At 59.3% G+C, this 13,256-nt stretch carries 12 protein-coding genes and 3 pseudogenes; 5 read left to right on the top strand and 10 right to left on the bottom strand.

Annotation, left to right across the window (positions count from 1 at the left end):
• The first annotated feature begins 13 nt into the window (after positions 1-13).
• Genes D3Y57_RS10130 through fdxA form a run of 3 tightly spaced genes read left to right on the top strand, consistent with a single transcriptional unit; the run spans position 14 to position 3,159 of the window.
• Positions 14-2,470 (top strand): helicase-related protein, encoded by a 2,457-nt coding sequence (locus D3Y57_RS10130; RefSeq protein WP_121152880.1) that lies wholly within the window; start codon positions 14-16, stop codon positions 2,468-2,470.
• Positions 2,463-2,789, top strand: coding sequence for an RNA-binding S4 domain-containing protein (locus D3Y57_RS10125; RefSeq protein ID WP_430739032.1), 327 nt, complete (start codon positions 2,463-2,465; stop codon positions 2,787-2,789). The genes D3Y57_RS10130 and D3Y57_RS10125 overlap by 8 nt, the downstream gene beginning before the upstream one ends.
• Before the next feature lie 31 nt (positions 2,790-2,820).
• Positions 2,821-3,159, top strand: a complete 339-nt coding sequence (fdxA, locus tag D3Y57_RS10120; protein WP_121152878.1) for a ferredoxin FdxA — start codon at positions 2,821-2,823, stop codon at positions 3,157-3,159.
• A gap of 20 nt (positions 3,160-3,179) precedes the next feature.
• On the opposite strand, the gene D3Y57_RS10115 is transcribed toward fdxA, so the two are convergent.
• The 7 genes and pseudogenes from D3Y57_RS10115 to D3Y57_RS10085 form a co-directional block, all read right to left on the bottom strand.
• Positions 3,180-4,412, bottom strand: coding sequence for an SAM-dependent methyltransferase (locus tag D3Y57_RS10115; RefSeq protein WP_121152877.1), 1,233 nt, complete (start codon positions 4,410-4,412; stop codon positions 3,180-3,182).
• Between the two features lie 31 nt (positions 4,413-4,443).
• The gene (locus D3Y57_RS10110) at positions 4,444-5,205 is read right to left on the bottom strand and encodes a molybdopterin-dependent oxidoreductase (RefSeq protein ID WP_121152876.1); all 762 of its coding nucleotides are present in this window, start codon (positions 5,203-5,205) and stop codon (positions 4,444-4,446) included.
• Entirely contained in the window at positions 5,202-5,951 is a 750-nt protein-coding gene (locus D3Y57_RS10105; protein WP_121152875.1) for a cytochrome b/b6 domain-containing protein, read from the bottom strand. Before D3Y57_RS10105 ends, D3Y57_RS10110 begins: the two co-directional genes overlap by 4 nt.
• Positions 5,952-6,012: 61 nt before the next feature.
• A complete protein-coding gene (locus tag D3Y57_RS10100) occupies positions 6,013-6,771 on the bottom strand; it encodes a sulfite exporter TauE/SafE family protein (RefSeq protein ID WP_239026022.1) in 759 nt (252 codons plus the stop codon).
• Positions 6,764-7,947, bottom strand: a pseudogene (rlmN, locus tag D3Y57_RS10095) (dual-specificity RNA methyltransferase RlmN). Before rlmN ends, D3Y57_RS10100 begins: the two are co-directional and overlap by 8 nt.
• Positions 7,948-7,992: 45 nt before the next feature.
• Positions 7,993-8,469, bottom strand: coding sequence for a hypothetical protein (locus tag D3Y57_RS10090; protein WP_121152874.1), 477 nt, complete (start codon positions 8,467-8,469; stop codon positions 7,993-7,995).
• Positions 8,466-9,112 (bottom strand): annotated as a pseudogene (locus D3Y57_RS10085) (histidine phosphatase family protein). Before D3Y57_RS10085 ends, D3Y57_RS10090 begins: the two are co-directional and overlap by 4 nt.
• A 132-nt stretch (positions 9,113-9,244) precedes the next feature.
• Here D3Y57_RS10085 and D3Y57_RS10080 point away from each other — a divergent pair.
• Entirely contained in the window at positions 9,245-9,865 is a 621-nt protein-coding gene (locus D3Y57_RS10080) for an outer membrane protein (protein WP_121152873.1), read from the top strand.
• 114 nt (positions 9,866-9,979) lie between these two features.
• A complete protein-coding gene (gene dnaN, locus D3Y57_RS10075) occupies positions 9,980-11,083 on the top strand; it encodes a DNA polymerase III subunit beta (RefSeq protein WP_121152872.1) in 1,104 nt (367 codons plus the stop codon).
• Positions 11,084-11,102: 19 nt separating this feature from the next.
• Here the strand turns inward: dnaN and D3Y57_RS10070 are convergent, their stop codons facing one another.
• The 3 genes and pseudogenes from D3Y57_RS10070 to pgmG all read right to left on the bottom strand — a co-directional run bounded on the left by D3Y57_RS10070 (position 11,103) and on the right by pgmG (position 13,251).
• Positions 11,103-11,438, bottom strand: coding sequence for a DMT family protein (locus tag D3Y57_RS10070; protein ID WP_121152871.1), 336 nt, complete (start codon positions 11,436-11,438; stop codon positions 11,103-11,105).
• A gap of 2 nt (positions 11,439-11,440) precedes the next feature.
• Positions 11,441-11,788, bottom strand: a complete 348-nt coding sequence (locus D3Y57_RS10065) for a hypothetical protein (RefSeq protein ID WP_121152870.1) — start codon at positions 11,786-11,788, stop codon at positions 11,441-11,443.
• A gap of 81 nt (positions 11,789-11,869) precedes the next feature.
• Positions 11,870-13,251, bottom strand: a pseudogene (gene pgmG / locus D3Y57_RS10060) (phosphoglucomutase/phosphomannomutase PgmG).
• Between the last annotated feature and the right edge of the window lie 5 nt (positions 13,252-13,256).

The following is a 13,256-nucleotide window of genomic DNA, read 5'->3' as shown; positions in this document are numbered from 1 at the left end:
CCATCTTGTGGTTATGGATTCGAAGCTGGTCGCCGTCCTTGGGCCTACCAACACAGGTAAGACGCACCTCGCTATCGAGCGGATGTGCGCGCATTCCAGCGGTATGATCGGCTTCCCGCTGCGGTTGCTGGCGCGCGAGGTTTACGACCGGGTCGTCGCGATAAAAGGCGCGGGCGAGGTGGGCCTGATCACCGGCGAGGAGAAAATCCTGCCGCCGAAGGCGCGCTGGCTTCTGTGTACCGCCGAATCAATGCCGATGGACCGTGACGTCGCTTTCCTTGCGCTGGACGAGGCGCAGATTGGGGCTGACCCTGAACGCGGTCATGTGTTCACCGACCGGATGCTGCATGCCAGGGGGCGCGAGGAGACGATGATCCTTGGGTCAGAAAGCCTTGGCGGGATGGTTCGCGCGCTGATGCCCAAGGCCGAAATTACCAAGCGTCCGCGGTTTTCAACGCTGAGTTATGCGGGCGCGAAAAAGCTGTCGCGGTTGCCCAAACGGTCGGCCATCGTCGCGTTCAGTGCCGAGGAAGTTTATGCCGTGGCAGAGATGCTTCGCCGGGCGCGGGGCGGCGCGGCGGTGGTGATGGGTGCGCTCAGTCCACGCACCCGCAACGCGCAGGTTGCCATGTTTCAGGCGGGTGAGGTCGATTATCTGGTGGCGACCGACGCGATTGGCATGGGCCTGAACATGGACCTGTCGCACGTCGCGTTTGCGTCGCTCAACAAGTTTGATGGGCATCGCCAGCGGCGGCTTACGCTTTCGGAAATGGCGCAGATTGCAGGGCGCGCGGGGCGGCATCAGCGTGATGGCACGTTCGGTTCGCTGGGTGGAGAGGAGATGTTCCGTCCTGAGGAAGTCGAGGCGATCGAGGAGCATCGCTTTCCACGCATCGAGCATCTTTACTGGCGCGACGGTGATCCCGATGTCTCGACCCTGTCCGCGCTGATAGCGGCACTGGAGGCACGGCCCGAAAGGCCACAATTGCGTGCCGCGCCCGAGGCAGTCGATCTTGCCGTGTTGAAGCGGCTGGCCGACGATCCTCTGGTTGCCGAACGCGCCCGGCATCCGGTGCGGGTGGCGCGATTGTGGGAGGCGTGCGGCTTGCCCGATTTCCGCAAGGTTGGCCCCGAACATCATGCCAAGACGGTTGCGCGCATCTATCGTCATTTGACCGAAGGCGCCGGGCATATCCCGACCGACTGGTTTGCCGCCGAAATTGCCAGGTTGGATGAAGTCGGTGGCGATATTCCGGCGCTGGGCGGCCGGATCGCGGCGGCGCGGACATGGGCCTATATCGCGCACAGGGCGGACTGGCTGGCGGACCCGAAACACTGGGCGGCGCGGACCGAGGCGCTGGAGGAAAAGCTATCCGATGCTCTTCACAAAAAGCTGACCGACCGATTTGTCGATCGGCGGACGACGGTGTTGATGCGCGAGATCGGTGCCGATCCGGCTATGCTCGATGTGGCAGTAGCCGACGATGGCGTCGTTAGCGTTGAGGACGAGCCGATCGGGCGGTTGGATGGGTTTGCGTTCACCGTCGATCCTTCGGCTCGTGTGGGTGAACGCAAGCGGTTGCTGGCGGCGGCAGAGCGGCGATTGCCAAAGGAACGCGCACGGCGCGCGCAGGCATTGGTCGACGCGCCCGACAAGGAGTTTGTGCTGACCGCAGAGCCTATCGGCATATCGTGGCGCGGAACGACCGTAGCGAGGCTCGTTCCTGGTCGGGCGCTGTTGGAACCGCGTGTTATCCCCGATCCAGCGATCGGCCTGTTGACCGCTACTGACCGTGAGCGTGTTAGCCAGCGGGTCGAGAACTGGCTGACGGTGACGCTGCAACGGTATCTTTCGCCGTTGATTGCGATGGCGACGACGGGCGGCGATCTGTTCACACCACCGCGGGTGCGCGCTCTTCTGGCGCCGCTCGCTGCGAGTGGGGGTAGCATTGAGCGAGCCGCAATGGATGCTCCCCTGAACGCGCTTGATGCCGATGATCGGCGAATATTGCGGGCGGCGGGACTGACGGTGGGAACGCTCGACCTGTTCGATGCGCGACTGTTGAAACCCGAACCATTGCGCCTGATTGCTGCCCTGCGCGCGGTGCGGGCAAAATCGATGATGCCTGCTTTGCCTGCGCCAGGGACAACCGTAACCGATGCTCCCGAGCCGCTGCCCGGTTTCCGAAAGTTCGGCGCAAAACAGGTGCGGATCGACCTGATCGAACGGATTGCGCGCGCATTGCACGACCTGCGAAAGGCGCGATTGCCGTTTATTCCCGACCCGGCGCTGGCGACATCGTTCGGCGTCGATGCGAGGACATTCGATCATATTTTGCGGGCCTGTGGGTTTCGGGCGGAGAGCGGAGGCAATTGGGTCTGGCGCAGCCGTCCACGCGCCGCTCCACCGAAACCGGCACCACAATCACCCCATTTCGCCGCGTTGAAGGGCTGGGCAAGCGGTGTCTGAAAACTCCCGATCGTCCAGCACGATGCGCCTCGACAAATTCCTGTGGTTCGCGCGCCTGACCAAGACGCGCAGCGCGGCGCAGGCGATTGCGGCGAGTGGCCACCTCCGTATTGACAGCCGCGCCATCGACCGTGCTCACGTTTCCATCCGTGCCGGGCAGGTCATCGCGTTTCCGCTCGGGCCACGCGTTCGGGTCTTACGGATCGAGACACTACCGGTGCGACGTGGGCCTGCTCCAGAGGCGCGGGAATGTTATACGGATCTGGTTGGGTACGGAAAAGCGGCAACGGTGATTGACGGGACCGCTCCGGAATCCTAACGGTCCCGGATTACAGGGAGTTTTTACGGCCATGACCTACGTCGTCACCGACGCCTGCATCAAGTGCAAGTATATGGATTGCGTCGAGGTCTGCCCCGTCGACTGCTTCTACGAAGGCGACAATATGCTCGTCATCAACCCCAGCGAGTGCATCGACTGTGGTGTTTGCGAGCCTGAGTGCCCAGCCGAAGCGATCCTGCCCGATACCGAGAACGGGTTGGAGAAGTGGCTCGAGTTGAACACGACCTTCTCCGCGCAATGGCCGAACATCACGCGCAGCCGTGCGGCACCCGCCGATGCCGATGAATTCAAAAGTGTCGAGGGCAAGTTCGAGAAGTTCTTCTCACCGGAGCCGGGCCAGGGCGACTAAGCCCTGCTTCAGTTTCCATCCTACCCCAGCTTTCGCAGGCGTTCTTCTTCTCGCTGAATATAATCCCGCGTGATGGGCAAAGTGTCGCGACGGCGGGAGTATTGTAGCTGGTAATTGCATAGCGACCCGCCTTCGAAGGCTACGGCTGCCCCCGCAAGATAGAATTGCCACATCCTGAAAAACCTGTCGTCGTAGAGCGCCTCAATCTCGGTACGCTTTTCGACCACGCGTTTGTACCAGTGGCGAAGCGTCAGGCCATAATGCAGGCGCAGCGTTTCGATGTCGGTGGGGATTAGCCGCGTCGTCTCGCTCGCGGATATGATTTCTGACAAAGAAGGGCTGTAGCCGCCGGGGAAAATATATTTGGCGGTCCATGTGTCGGTTACGCCAGGTTCTCCCATTCGGCCGATCGTGTGGAGCAGCATGACGCCATCGTCGGTTAACAGATTGCGGCATTGTTTGAAAAACGTTTCGTAATGTTGGGGTCCGACGTGTTCGAACATCCCCACCGAAACTATGCGATTGAACGTGCCAGTAACATCGCGATAATCGATGAGTTCGAATTTCACGCGGTCGGAAACCCCAGCAGCCTCGGCCCGTTTGCGCGCGACCTTTAGCTGTTCTTCGCTGAGTGTGATGCCCAGCACCTCGACATCGGCAACGCGGTTCAGATACATTGCCATACCGCCCCAGCCGCAACCGATGTCGAGCACCCGCTGACCCGATTTCAGCGCAAGCTTTGCCGCAATGTGCGCCTTTTTGTCGGCCTGTGCCTGTTCGAGCGAGTTGGCTGGATCAGTGAAATAGGCGCAGCTATATTGGCGGTCGGCGTCGAGGAAGAGGTCGTAGAGCCGATCGCTCAGGTCGTAATGATGTGCGACATTGCGTTTCGATTTGCGCGCCCAGTTGATCCGGTCGATGCGCCCCTTTACCCGGTGCAGTGCGTCACGCCAGATATTGGGGTTGCCGGTGGTTCCCCCTTTTTCCCACGGATTATTCAATCGGATCAGCGAGATGAGATCAAGTACATCGCCACGTTCGAAGATCAGGCGACCGTTCATATAGGCTTCGCCCGCTCCGAGATCCGGGGCAAGCGCGATATCGCGGGGGACGCGGGAATCGGCGAAACGCACCGTTACGTCGGGGAAGCCCGGAACAGATTTGCCGAAGGTCTTTGCAACCCCCTTGTGGTCGATGATGGTGAGTTCGCCCTGACGAAAGGCGGCGGAAACATATTTGTCGAACAAAGACATGTGACGATGATTTACCTGCTTATAGATAACTTCAGATCCCGGCGTACCATTGGTAACCGGCAGCGTCCTCCCAAAACCCGCCATTGCCTCCACGTATCCCTTTTAATGAAGAAACAAGTTCGAGGCGGTTGACGTATTTGGCGTGCTTGTATCCCAATTGCCGTTCGACGCGGAGGCGCAGGGGCGCGCCGTTTGCGACCGGCAGATATTGGTCGTTTAACGCCCATGCCAGCATCGTCTGCGGATGGGCGGCGTCGATCCGGTCGATCGATTCATAATAAGGCGCGCCGTCGTTCGCATCGGCGCAGTGGAATACGACGTAATTTGCCTGAGGGCTGACTCCTGCACGATCGAGCAACAGTTTCAGTGGCGTTCCGGTCCATTTGGCAATCGCGCTCCAGCCCTCGACACAGTCATGGCGGGTAATCTGGCTTCGGTGGGGCAGGTTGCGGATTTCGTTCAGGGCAATCGTTTGCGGCCGGGCGACCATGCCGTCGATCACAAGCGTCCAATCGGCGAAACCGGCGGCGACGTGGCGAGCATAGTCTTCACCGACGGGCATTGCCGTGCCGTTCGAACGAAAGATCGGTGAGCGTTGGTTAGGAGCGTATTCGGTGGCGAGAGCGGTATTGTCCTGCAACAGTCGTTGCAGCCCGTAATTGCCGCGCTCGCCCTGCTTGAGCAGTTTCTGAAAATCAGGATTATCACCCAGTTTATCGCATCCGCTGATCAGCGTGCCTGCTCCCGCGACGAGGCTGCCGACGAGCGCGCGACGGGTAAGAATTTTGCTCATGCTGTACCCCCTACGGGCGTGATCGGATCGGACGGTATACGGTAGCGACCGGTGATCATCGAACGGATTTCATTATAAGGACCAGCAAGCAGGACAAGCAGCAGGTGGACGACGATAAATAGTGCGATGCCGCCCGCACAGATGAAGTGGATAGAGCGCACCGTCGCCCGGCCTCCAAACAGGGTTGGGATCGGCAAAATCGCGTTGAAACCGGGTGACAGGCCCAGTCCGGTGAGAATCAACAGCGGAATCAAAATGAAGATGACGCCGATATATGTCAGCTTTTGCAGGATGTTATAGCGAAGTGCGGCGGCACCCGTTGGGAAGCGCAGGCGGGCATGATCCTTTATATCAGCCCACAAATGCGAAGGCCTGATCTCGGCCTTAGTCAGCGTCAGATCGCGCTGGATGTGGCGTGTGATGAGCGAGGCAATCAGGTAAAACAACAATCCGAAAGCCAATATCCACGCAAAGGCCAGATGCCATTCCCGAGCGAGCGCGAGATTGTAATTCGACGGAATGGTTGTCCAAGCGGGAAAATGCGGTGGGTTGAACCAGGCATGGTCAAAGTTCGCGCCATATTCGCCCCAATAAAGATGGGGGTGAGCATTGGAGATCGTCAGACCGGACATCAGCATCACGAAGATCGCGATGGCGTTGATCCAGTGCCAGACGCGGGTCGAAACCCGGTGACGTTTTACGAGCTCGCCGCCTTTCACTTCGCCGTCCGCTATACCGACCGCCATCGACTATCTCCTCGGGGCTATGTTGTCCGCCAACATTAGTTCGCTGTAAAGCGCGAGAAAGTTACGAATAAGCGCGATAGAAAAACACGATTGTTGTCACCGTGCTGATTGCCAGCGTCCACGCGCGGATCGCCCAGGGTGGCAAAATCAGGCCCAGTCTTGCGCCGAAATGACCGCCGACGATCCCCCCGGCCAGCATCGGCAGGCATAAATTCCATCTTACCATACCGAGTATTACGAAAACCATCGTTGCAGCGGCATTGGCTATGGCGAGCATCAACGTACGCGGGGCGGCAAGCTGATGTGGTGCGCTTCCGGCCAGCAGTCCCCATGTCGCGGTCATCATCAGCCCGACACCGCCGCCGAAATATCCTCCGTAAATGCCCAGCGATAACTGAGCGACGATCAGCGTCCGCAGGCCGATGGAGGTCCGTGCTTTAAGCCAGTCGGCAGCATGGCGTCCAAAGGCGAGCGCAATTGTAGCAAGTAGCAAAAGCCACGGAATGATAACGTCGAAAGTGCGGGTAGGCGTGGCAACGAGCAAAAGACTGCCGATCAGTCCGCCGATAAATGTGATGATCGACAGCCGCTTTATCGACATCCCGGCAATGGTGCCGAGGCCGCGTCGATAAGCCCAGGCACTTGCGACCGCGCCGGGTTGCAGCGCGACATTGCTGGTCGCGTTGGCGATCGGCGACGGTAACCCAAGCGCGATCAGGGTAGGCATGGTTGCGAACGACCCGCCACCGGCGAGTGCGTTCATCGAACCGCCGATAATGCCTGCAACACCCGCCAGCGCGAGCGTCAGGGCGTCAACCAAGCGCAGCCTGCTTTTCTTCTGCAAGCGCGTCGAGTTGCGCCCGTGTTTTCTTTTCGCTTGCCGATTTCAACTGCCCGCAGGCTGCCATGATGTCGCGACCGCGCGGTGTGCGGATCGGTGCGCTGATCCCGGCATCGAAAACGATCGTGCTGAACGCGCGAATGCGGGCGGGGTCGGAACATTCATAGGTCGCACCGGGCCACGGGTTGAACGGGATCAAATTGACCTTTGCCGGCAATTTATATTTGCGAATCAGGCGGACAAGTTCGCGCGCGTCATCGTCGCTGTCGTTCTTGCCCTTCAGCATCACATATTCGAACGTGATGCGGCGGGCGTTATTGGCCTGCGGGTAGTCGGCGCACGCCTGAAGCAATTCCTCGATGCCATATTTGCGGTTGATCGGCACGATTTCGTCGCGGACTTCCTTGGTTACCGCGTGGAGCGAAACGGCGAGATTGACGCCGATCTCTTCGCCCGCGCGGGCCATCATCGGGACCACGCCTGACGTGCTGAGCGTGATGCGGCGCTTGCTGAGGGCAAGGCCGTCGCCGTCCATGACGATCTTCAACCCGTCGCGCACGGCTTCGAAATTATAGAGTGGTTCGCCCATGCCCATCATGACGATGTTGGTGAGCATCCGGCCCTCCTCACCCGAAGGCCATTCGCCGAGCGAATCGCGGGCCAGCATGACCTGTCCGACAATTTCACCGGCGGTCAGGTTGCGGACCAGCCGCATCGTACCGGTGAAACAGAAACGGCAGTTCAGCGTGCAACCGACCTGGCTGGATACACATAGGGTTCCACGATCGGCGTCGGGAATGAACACCATCTCATAGTCCTGCGCATCGGGCGACCGAAGCAGCCATTTGCGCGTGCCGTCCGACGAAACCTGCGCTTCGATAATCTCTGGCCGACCAACGACAAAGCGTTCGTCGAGCCACGGATGCAGTGTTTTGCCGAGGTCGGTCATCGTCGCGAATTCGGTGGCACCGCGATTATATATCCAGTGCCAGACCTGTTTGGAGCGAAGTTTTGCCTGTTTTGGCTCCATTCCAGCATCGGTCAGCCGTTCGCGAAGCTGGTCCTTGGTCAGGCCGACCAGATCGATCCGACCATCGGCCCTTAGCGTAGGCGCGCGGGGACGGTGACGGGATCTATATTCCCGGGGCTTTGCATCAGGGCGTTCATGCCGCGCGATATAGGGCGGCAGCCACCAAAACGCTATCTTCGTGCGCAACCCAGCGCAGCGGCGTCGATGGCGGTCGCCGCACCCTTCAGCGCATAGCTTTCCGAAAAGCTGCTCCCCGTAGCGGCGCGCGCCCTTATGGTGAAACCTTGTGCGTTGCGCATCGCAGCCACCAGAGCGGCGTCGATGCGGGCGTCGGGAGCCCATGCGTCGGCACCGCCTGCGACCATCACGAACCTTTGCGCGCCGATCGTGAGCAACACCGGAGAGTCGATCATCAGCGCGCGCCCCAGCCGGACTTGAACCTGCCCGCGCACGCCCGCCTGAGGCCATGTCGATACAGTCGCAAATGGTCGCCATTTGCCACCGCCGCCGCGATATGGCTCGGCTATTGCAAAGCAGCGGAGGGGCTGTTCGTCACGAAACGCGCCCCATCCTTCGAACGTCCCGAGGGATGTTCGCGCCGCGGCAGGTGAGGCCAGAAGTGCAAGCGCAGACAGCAGCCGTTTCATGCGTGGCCGCCGCCGGTCCCACGAATGGCGACCGTTTCAACCCCATTCTCGATGACGACCACCGACCCTTGCGATAAGCCTGCGGCGATCGGTGCGCTGTAATCCGCGTTGGTCGGCAAATCGGTCAGCACACCGCGAAGAACGCGGCTCGAGATGCCGTGCATGATGACAAGACGATCCTGGAGCGCGGAGGTTTGACTTTCGCGGGCAGCGTCGTTCGCCCAATCGGTGACACGCCCCGCGATTTCGTCGTAAGTTTCGCCATCGGGTGCTGGTTTCAGCAGCATCGTTGCAGGGTCCACGATCGCGCCAACTTTGGCGACGACATCCGCATAATAACGCCCACCCCAACTGCCCATGCCGATTTCCACCAACCGTGGGTCGACGTGCGTTTCGTGCCAATCGAGTTCCAGATGCTCGGCGATGATCGCCAGCGTCTGCAAAGCACGCCCGGAGGGGACGACCATAGTTCAAGCGCAGGCTTTACGCCTAAAATCTTACGCAGATCTGCTCCCATCGCGTCGGCCTGAGCAAACCCCGCACGAGTGAGCGGCGTGTGGAGGTTATCGCCCTGCAAACGTCGACCCGCATTGAAAACGGTTTCCCCATGCCGGGCGATAAAGGTCTTTCCGGGTAAATTCATGTCAAGCCCATTCCCCGGTTTGTGGCAGAAATGCAACGGTTTCTCCTGTTTATCTGAGGTTCATGCAACAAACGATCGGGCTCCCTATTTGAGCATCATCCCCACGTTCGGGGATCAGTAAGGAGTTGCGTAATGCGTACCATTTTCACAGCCGCGCTTTTGGCGTCGGCATTTGCCACCCCAGCACTCGCTCAGGAGCGCGCCCCATTTACCGGACCGCACATTGAAGTGACCGGCGGTTGGGATCGTTTGACTGGCAGCGACGGTAATGGCGGACACAAGGATGGTTTCGTCTATGGTGTCGGCGGCGGTTACGATGCTCAGGTCGGCGGCGTGATCCTCGGGCTCGAAGGCGAAGTCACAGATTCCACCAACAAGGTTCGGGCTAACAACGTTCTTGTGGCGGGTGACAGCACGCGGGTCAGCGCCGGTCGCGACCTGTATGTCGGTGCACGTCTTGGCTATGCGGTTGCTCCTGCAACGCTGCTGTACATCAAGGGCGGTTATACCAATGCTCGCTTTGGGCAGCGCTATGATGATGGCGTCGGCAACTTTTCGGGCGGTCACGCCAATGCCGATGGTTACCGTCTTGGTGCCGGTATTGAACAGAAGTTCCGGGTGTTCGGACCCGGCGGGTTCGTGAAGGCCGAATATCGTTATTCGAACTATCAGAACCTGAATATCGGTAACGCAAATATCGATACCGATTTCGATCGCCATCAGGTTGTCGGCAGCGTCGGCATACGATTCTGACGCACAGATCGTATTGAAGTGAGATCAGAGGGTCGGGGCGCTTGCCCCGGCCCTTTTTTCTGTCCATTAGTCCAACCTTGCATTTTGCTTTAGAAGACCCGGGGTTTTAGACCGATGAAGGCGACGATCGAACGCGCGACGCTGTTGAAAAGCCTGGGACATGTCCAGTCGGTGGTCGAGCGGCGCAATACCATTCCGATTCTGTCCAACGTCCTGATCGAGGCGCTGCCCGAAGGCGGCATCCGCCTGATGGCGACCGATCTCGATTTGCAAATCCTAGAGACGATCGACGCGAAGGTTGAAACAGCCGGAACCACGACGGTTTCTGCACACACTTTGTTCGAAATCGCGCGTAAACTGCAGGAGGGAAGCGAGGTTTCGCTGAACGCTGCGGACGGTAAGATGGCGATCAAGGCCAGTCGGTCCAACTTCAACCTGCCGACGCTGCCCCGCGATGATTTCCCGATTATTGCAGAGGGTGAACTGCCGACCAAGTTCGAACTGCCAGCCGCAACCCTGCGCCAGATCATCGACAAGACACGATTCGCGATCTCCACAGAGGAGACTCGCTATTATCTGAACGGTATCTTCCTGCACGTGGTCGATGACGTGATGAAGGCGGCTGCGACCGACGGCCACCGTTTGGCACGCGTGACCGTGGCGCGGCCCGATGGCGCGGAAGGGATGCCCGACATCATCATCCCGCGGAAATGCATCGGCGAACTGCGCAAGCTGCTCGACGAGGTCGAGGGGTCGGTCGAGATTTCACTGTCCGCCACCAAGATCCGCTTCGTACTGGGTCATGCCGTTCTGGTTTCCAAGCTCATCGACGGCACCTTCCCCGATTACAGCCGCGTGATTCCGACCGGCAACGACAAGATCCTGAAGATCGATCCCAAGAGCTTCATGCAGGGCGTCGATCGCGTCGCCACCATCGCGTCGGAAAAAACGCGTGCGGTGAAAATGGCGCTCGACCGGGACAAGATTACGCTGTCGGTAACATCGCCGGAGAACGGCACGGCGGCTGAAGAGGTGCCCGGCGAGTATTCGGCAACGGGCTTTGAGATCGGTTTCAACGCGAAATATCTGATGGATATTCTGGCGCAGATCGAAGGCGATTCGGTCGAGGTGCATCTTGCTGATGCTGCTGCACCGACACTGCTGCGTGAAAACGACAAGGCTGCGGCGCTTTATGTACTGATGCCAATGCGGGTTTGAATTTGGCTGTTCGTGGGGATCACTTCCCCACGAACAAAAACCCGACCGCGCCCATTATACACCCGAATGCTGCCAGATGCCGCCACGTTACCGGCTCACCCAGCACCCATGACATGAACCCACCGAAGATAATCAGGGCGATGGCTTCCTGAACGATCTTCAACTGTCCCGCGCTCCAGCCATTGGCGTAGCCGATTCGGTTGGCGGGCACGGCCAGTGAATATTCGACCAGCGCGATCGTCCAACTTATCAGGATGACCACCCATAAAGGCTTGGTCGAGCCAGCTTTCAAATGCCAATACCACGCCGTCGTCATGAACAAGTTCGACAGCGTGAGCAGCAGCACCGTCGGCATGGTTATTGGCTACGGATGGCTTTGGCCTGCGCGTCGCCTGCGGCTTTCACCGCATCTGCTTGAGCGGACGCCTGTGCTTTGACGATGTGGCTTTCTTTTTTCAGCGCATCGGCACGAACGTTGAGCGTCTGACCTTGATAACCACCAGCCTTATCGGCCTCAGTTGCTAACTGGCTCGATTGATTCTGAAGCACTTCCGCGCGCTGTGCGGCCGTCGCCTTGATTTCGCTTGCCTGTGCGCTGGCATTTGATTCGATTGCGTCGGCGGCGCGTTCCTTGGGATCGTTCGACGTGCATCCGCCAAGCGACGCGATTCCACATATGACCGTGGTGAAGATGATAGTTTTCATGCGAATCTACCCGTTGCAAAATACCCCATCCACAAACGAAGCCGGCTGTGGATGGTTGCGCGTTTGCCAGATAGCAGGCTGTCAGTGGCCTGCTTGCTCTCCACGGACCAATCCCGACGCGGCCAGTTGCGCATCGATCATCGCCAGCAACCTGTCGAGTCCGGCCTGATCCTTGGCTTCTGCACGGGCAACGAGAACGTCCTGCGTATTCGAAGCACGGAGCAGCCACCAGCCGTCGGGTGTATTCACGCGCGCGCCGTCGGTGCGGTTGATTTCGGCACCCTCGGTTTCAAGCCGGTCGAGCACTTCGTCGATAACCGCGAACTTACGGCTTTCATCGACCTGAAAGCGCATTTCGGGTGTGTTGACCATCGCGGGCATGGCATCCTTCAATGCGGTCAGCGACCCGCCAAGCTGATGTACGGCGCGGATCAGGCGAACAGCGGCATATTGCGCGTCGTCGAACCCGTAATATTCATGCGCGAAAAAGATGTGGCCGCTCATTTCGCCAGCAAGCGGCGAATGGGTTTCCTTCATCTTGGTCTTGATGAGGCTGTGGCCGGTCTTCCACATCAGCGGCGTGCCACCGAGTTCGGCAACGCGATCATAAAGCGCTTGTGATGCCTTCACATCGGCAATGATTGTCGCGCCCGGTTCCGCAAGCAAAACAGGTTCAGCCAAAATGGATAGAATCTGATCGCCCCAAACAACGCGGCCCTGCCCGTCGATCGCGCCCAGACGGTCGCCGTCGCCATCGAAAGCCAGTCCGAAGTCGAGCTTGTTGTCGGCGACGAGCTTTTTCAGATCGGCCAGGTTCTTTTCTTCGGTCGGATCAGGATGATGATTGGGGAAGTTGCCATCGATTTCAGTAAAGATGGTGTGGTGTTCGCCGGGCAAAAGCTTGACGAGCATCTCGATCACTTCGCCAGCGGCACCGTTGCCCGCGTCCCAGCCGATACGATACGGGCCGGCGTCGTATTTTTCGACCAGCCGGTTCACATAATCCTCGATGATGACATAGTTCGAGACCGAACCAGCGCCTTCTTCCCAGTCGCCAGCATCGGCCAGTTTGGCGAGGTCCTGAATGTCCGCCCCGTAAAATGGCGCATGGGCAAGCACCATCTTGAAGCCGTTATACTCGCCGGGATTGTGGCTGCCGGTTATCTGGACGCCGCCATCGACCTCCAGCGTGGATTCCGCGAAATACAGCATTGGGGTTGGTCCAAGGCCAATGCGGACCACGTCGATGCCGGTTTCGGTAAGCCCGCGAACAAGCTCACCTTCTAACAAAACCGATGATAGCCGACCGTCGTAACCAACCGCGACGCGGGTGCCACCGTTGCGCCGGACGCGCGTGCCGAACCCGCGACCGATTGCATAGGCATCGGCCTCTCCCAAAGTTTCGCCGACAATCCCCGGATGTCATATTCGCGGAGGGCGGTCGAATTGAAACTGTGGGTCATAGATG

Source organism: Sphingomonas paeninsulae (assembly GCF_003660165.1).
Taxonomy (GTDB): Bacteria; Pseudomonadota; Alphaproteobacteria; order Sphingomonadales; family Sphingomonadaceae; genus Sphingomonas_O; species Sphingomonas_O paeninsulae.
The sequence above is the reverse complement of the archived record's forward strand: the minus strand, read 5'-3'. Positions and strand labels throughout refer to the sequence as shown.

What these genes read in the sequence shown, in the direction of transcription:
- D3Y57_RS10130 (WP_121152880.1), top strand. Translation starts at nt 14, where the DNA reads ATGGATTCGAAGCTGGTCGCCGTCCTTGGGCCTACCAACACAGGTAAG.
- fdxA (WP_121152878.1), top strand. Translation starts at nt 2,821, where the DNA reads ATGACCTACGTCGTCACCGACGCCTGCATCAAGTGCAAGTATATGGAT.
- D3Y57_RS10115 (WP_121152877.1), bottom strand. Translation starts at nt 4,412, where the DNA reads ATGTCTTTGTTCGACAAATATGTTTCCGCCGCCTTTCGTCAGGGCGAA.
- D3Y57_RS10110 (WP_121152876.1), bottom strand. Translation starts at nt 5,205, where the DNA reads ATGAGCAAAATTCTTACCCGTCGCGCGCTCGTCGGCAGCCTCGTCGCG.
- D3Y57_RS10105 (WP_121152875.1), bottom strand. Translation starts at nt 5,951, where the DNA reads ATGGCGGTCGGTATAGCGGACGGCGAAGTGAAAGGCGGCGAGCTCGTA.
- D3Y57_RS10090 (WP_121152874.1), bottom strand. Translation starts at nt 8,469, where the DNA reads ATGAAACGGCTGCTGTCTGCGCTTGCACTTCTGGCCTCACCTGCCGCG.
- D3Y57_RS10080 (WP_121152873.1), top strand. Translation starts at nt 9,245, where the DNA reads ATGCGTACCATTTTCACAGCCGCGCTTTTGGCGTCGGCATTTGCCACC.
- dnaN (WP_121152872.1), top strand. Translation starts at nt 9,980, where the DNA reads ATGAAGGCGACGATCGAACGCGCGACGCTGTTGAAAAGCCTGGGACAT.
- D3Y57_RS10070 (WP_121152871.1), bottom strand. Translation starts at nt 11,438, where the DNA reads ATGCCGACGGTGCTGCTGCTCACGCTGTCGAACTTGTTCATGACGACG.
- D3Y57_RS10065 (WP_121152870.1), bottom strand. Translation starts at nt 11,788, where the DNA reads ATGAAAACTATCATCTTCACCACGGTCATATGTGGAATCGCGTCGCTT.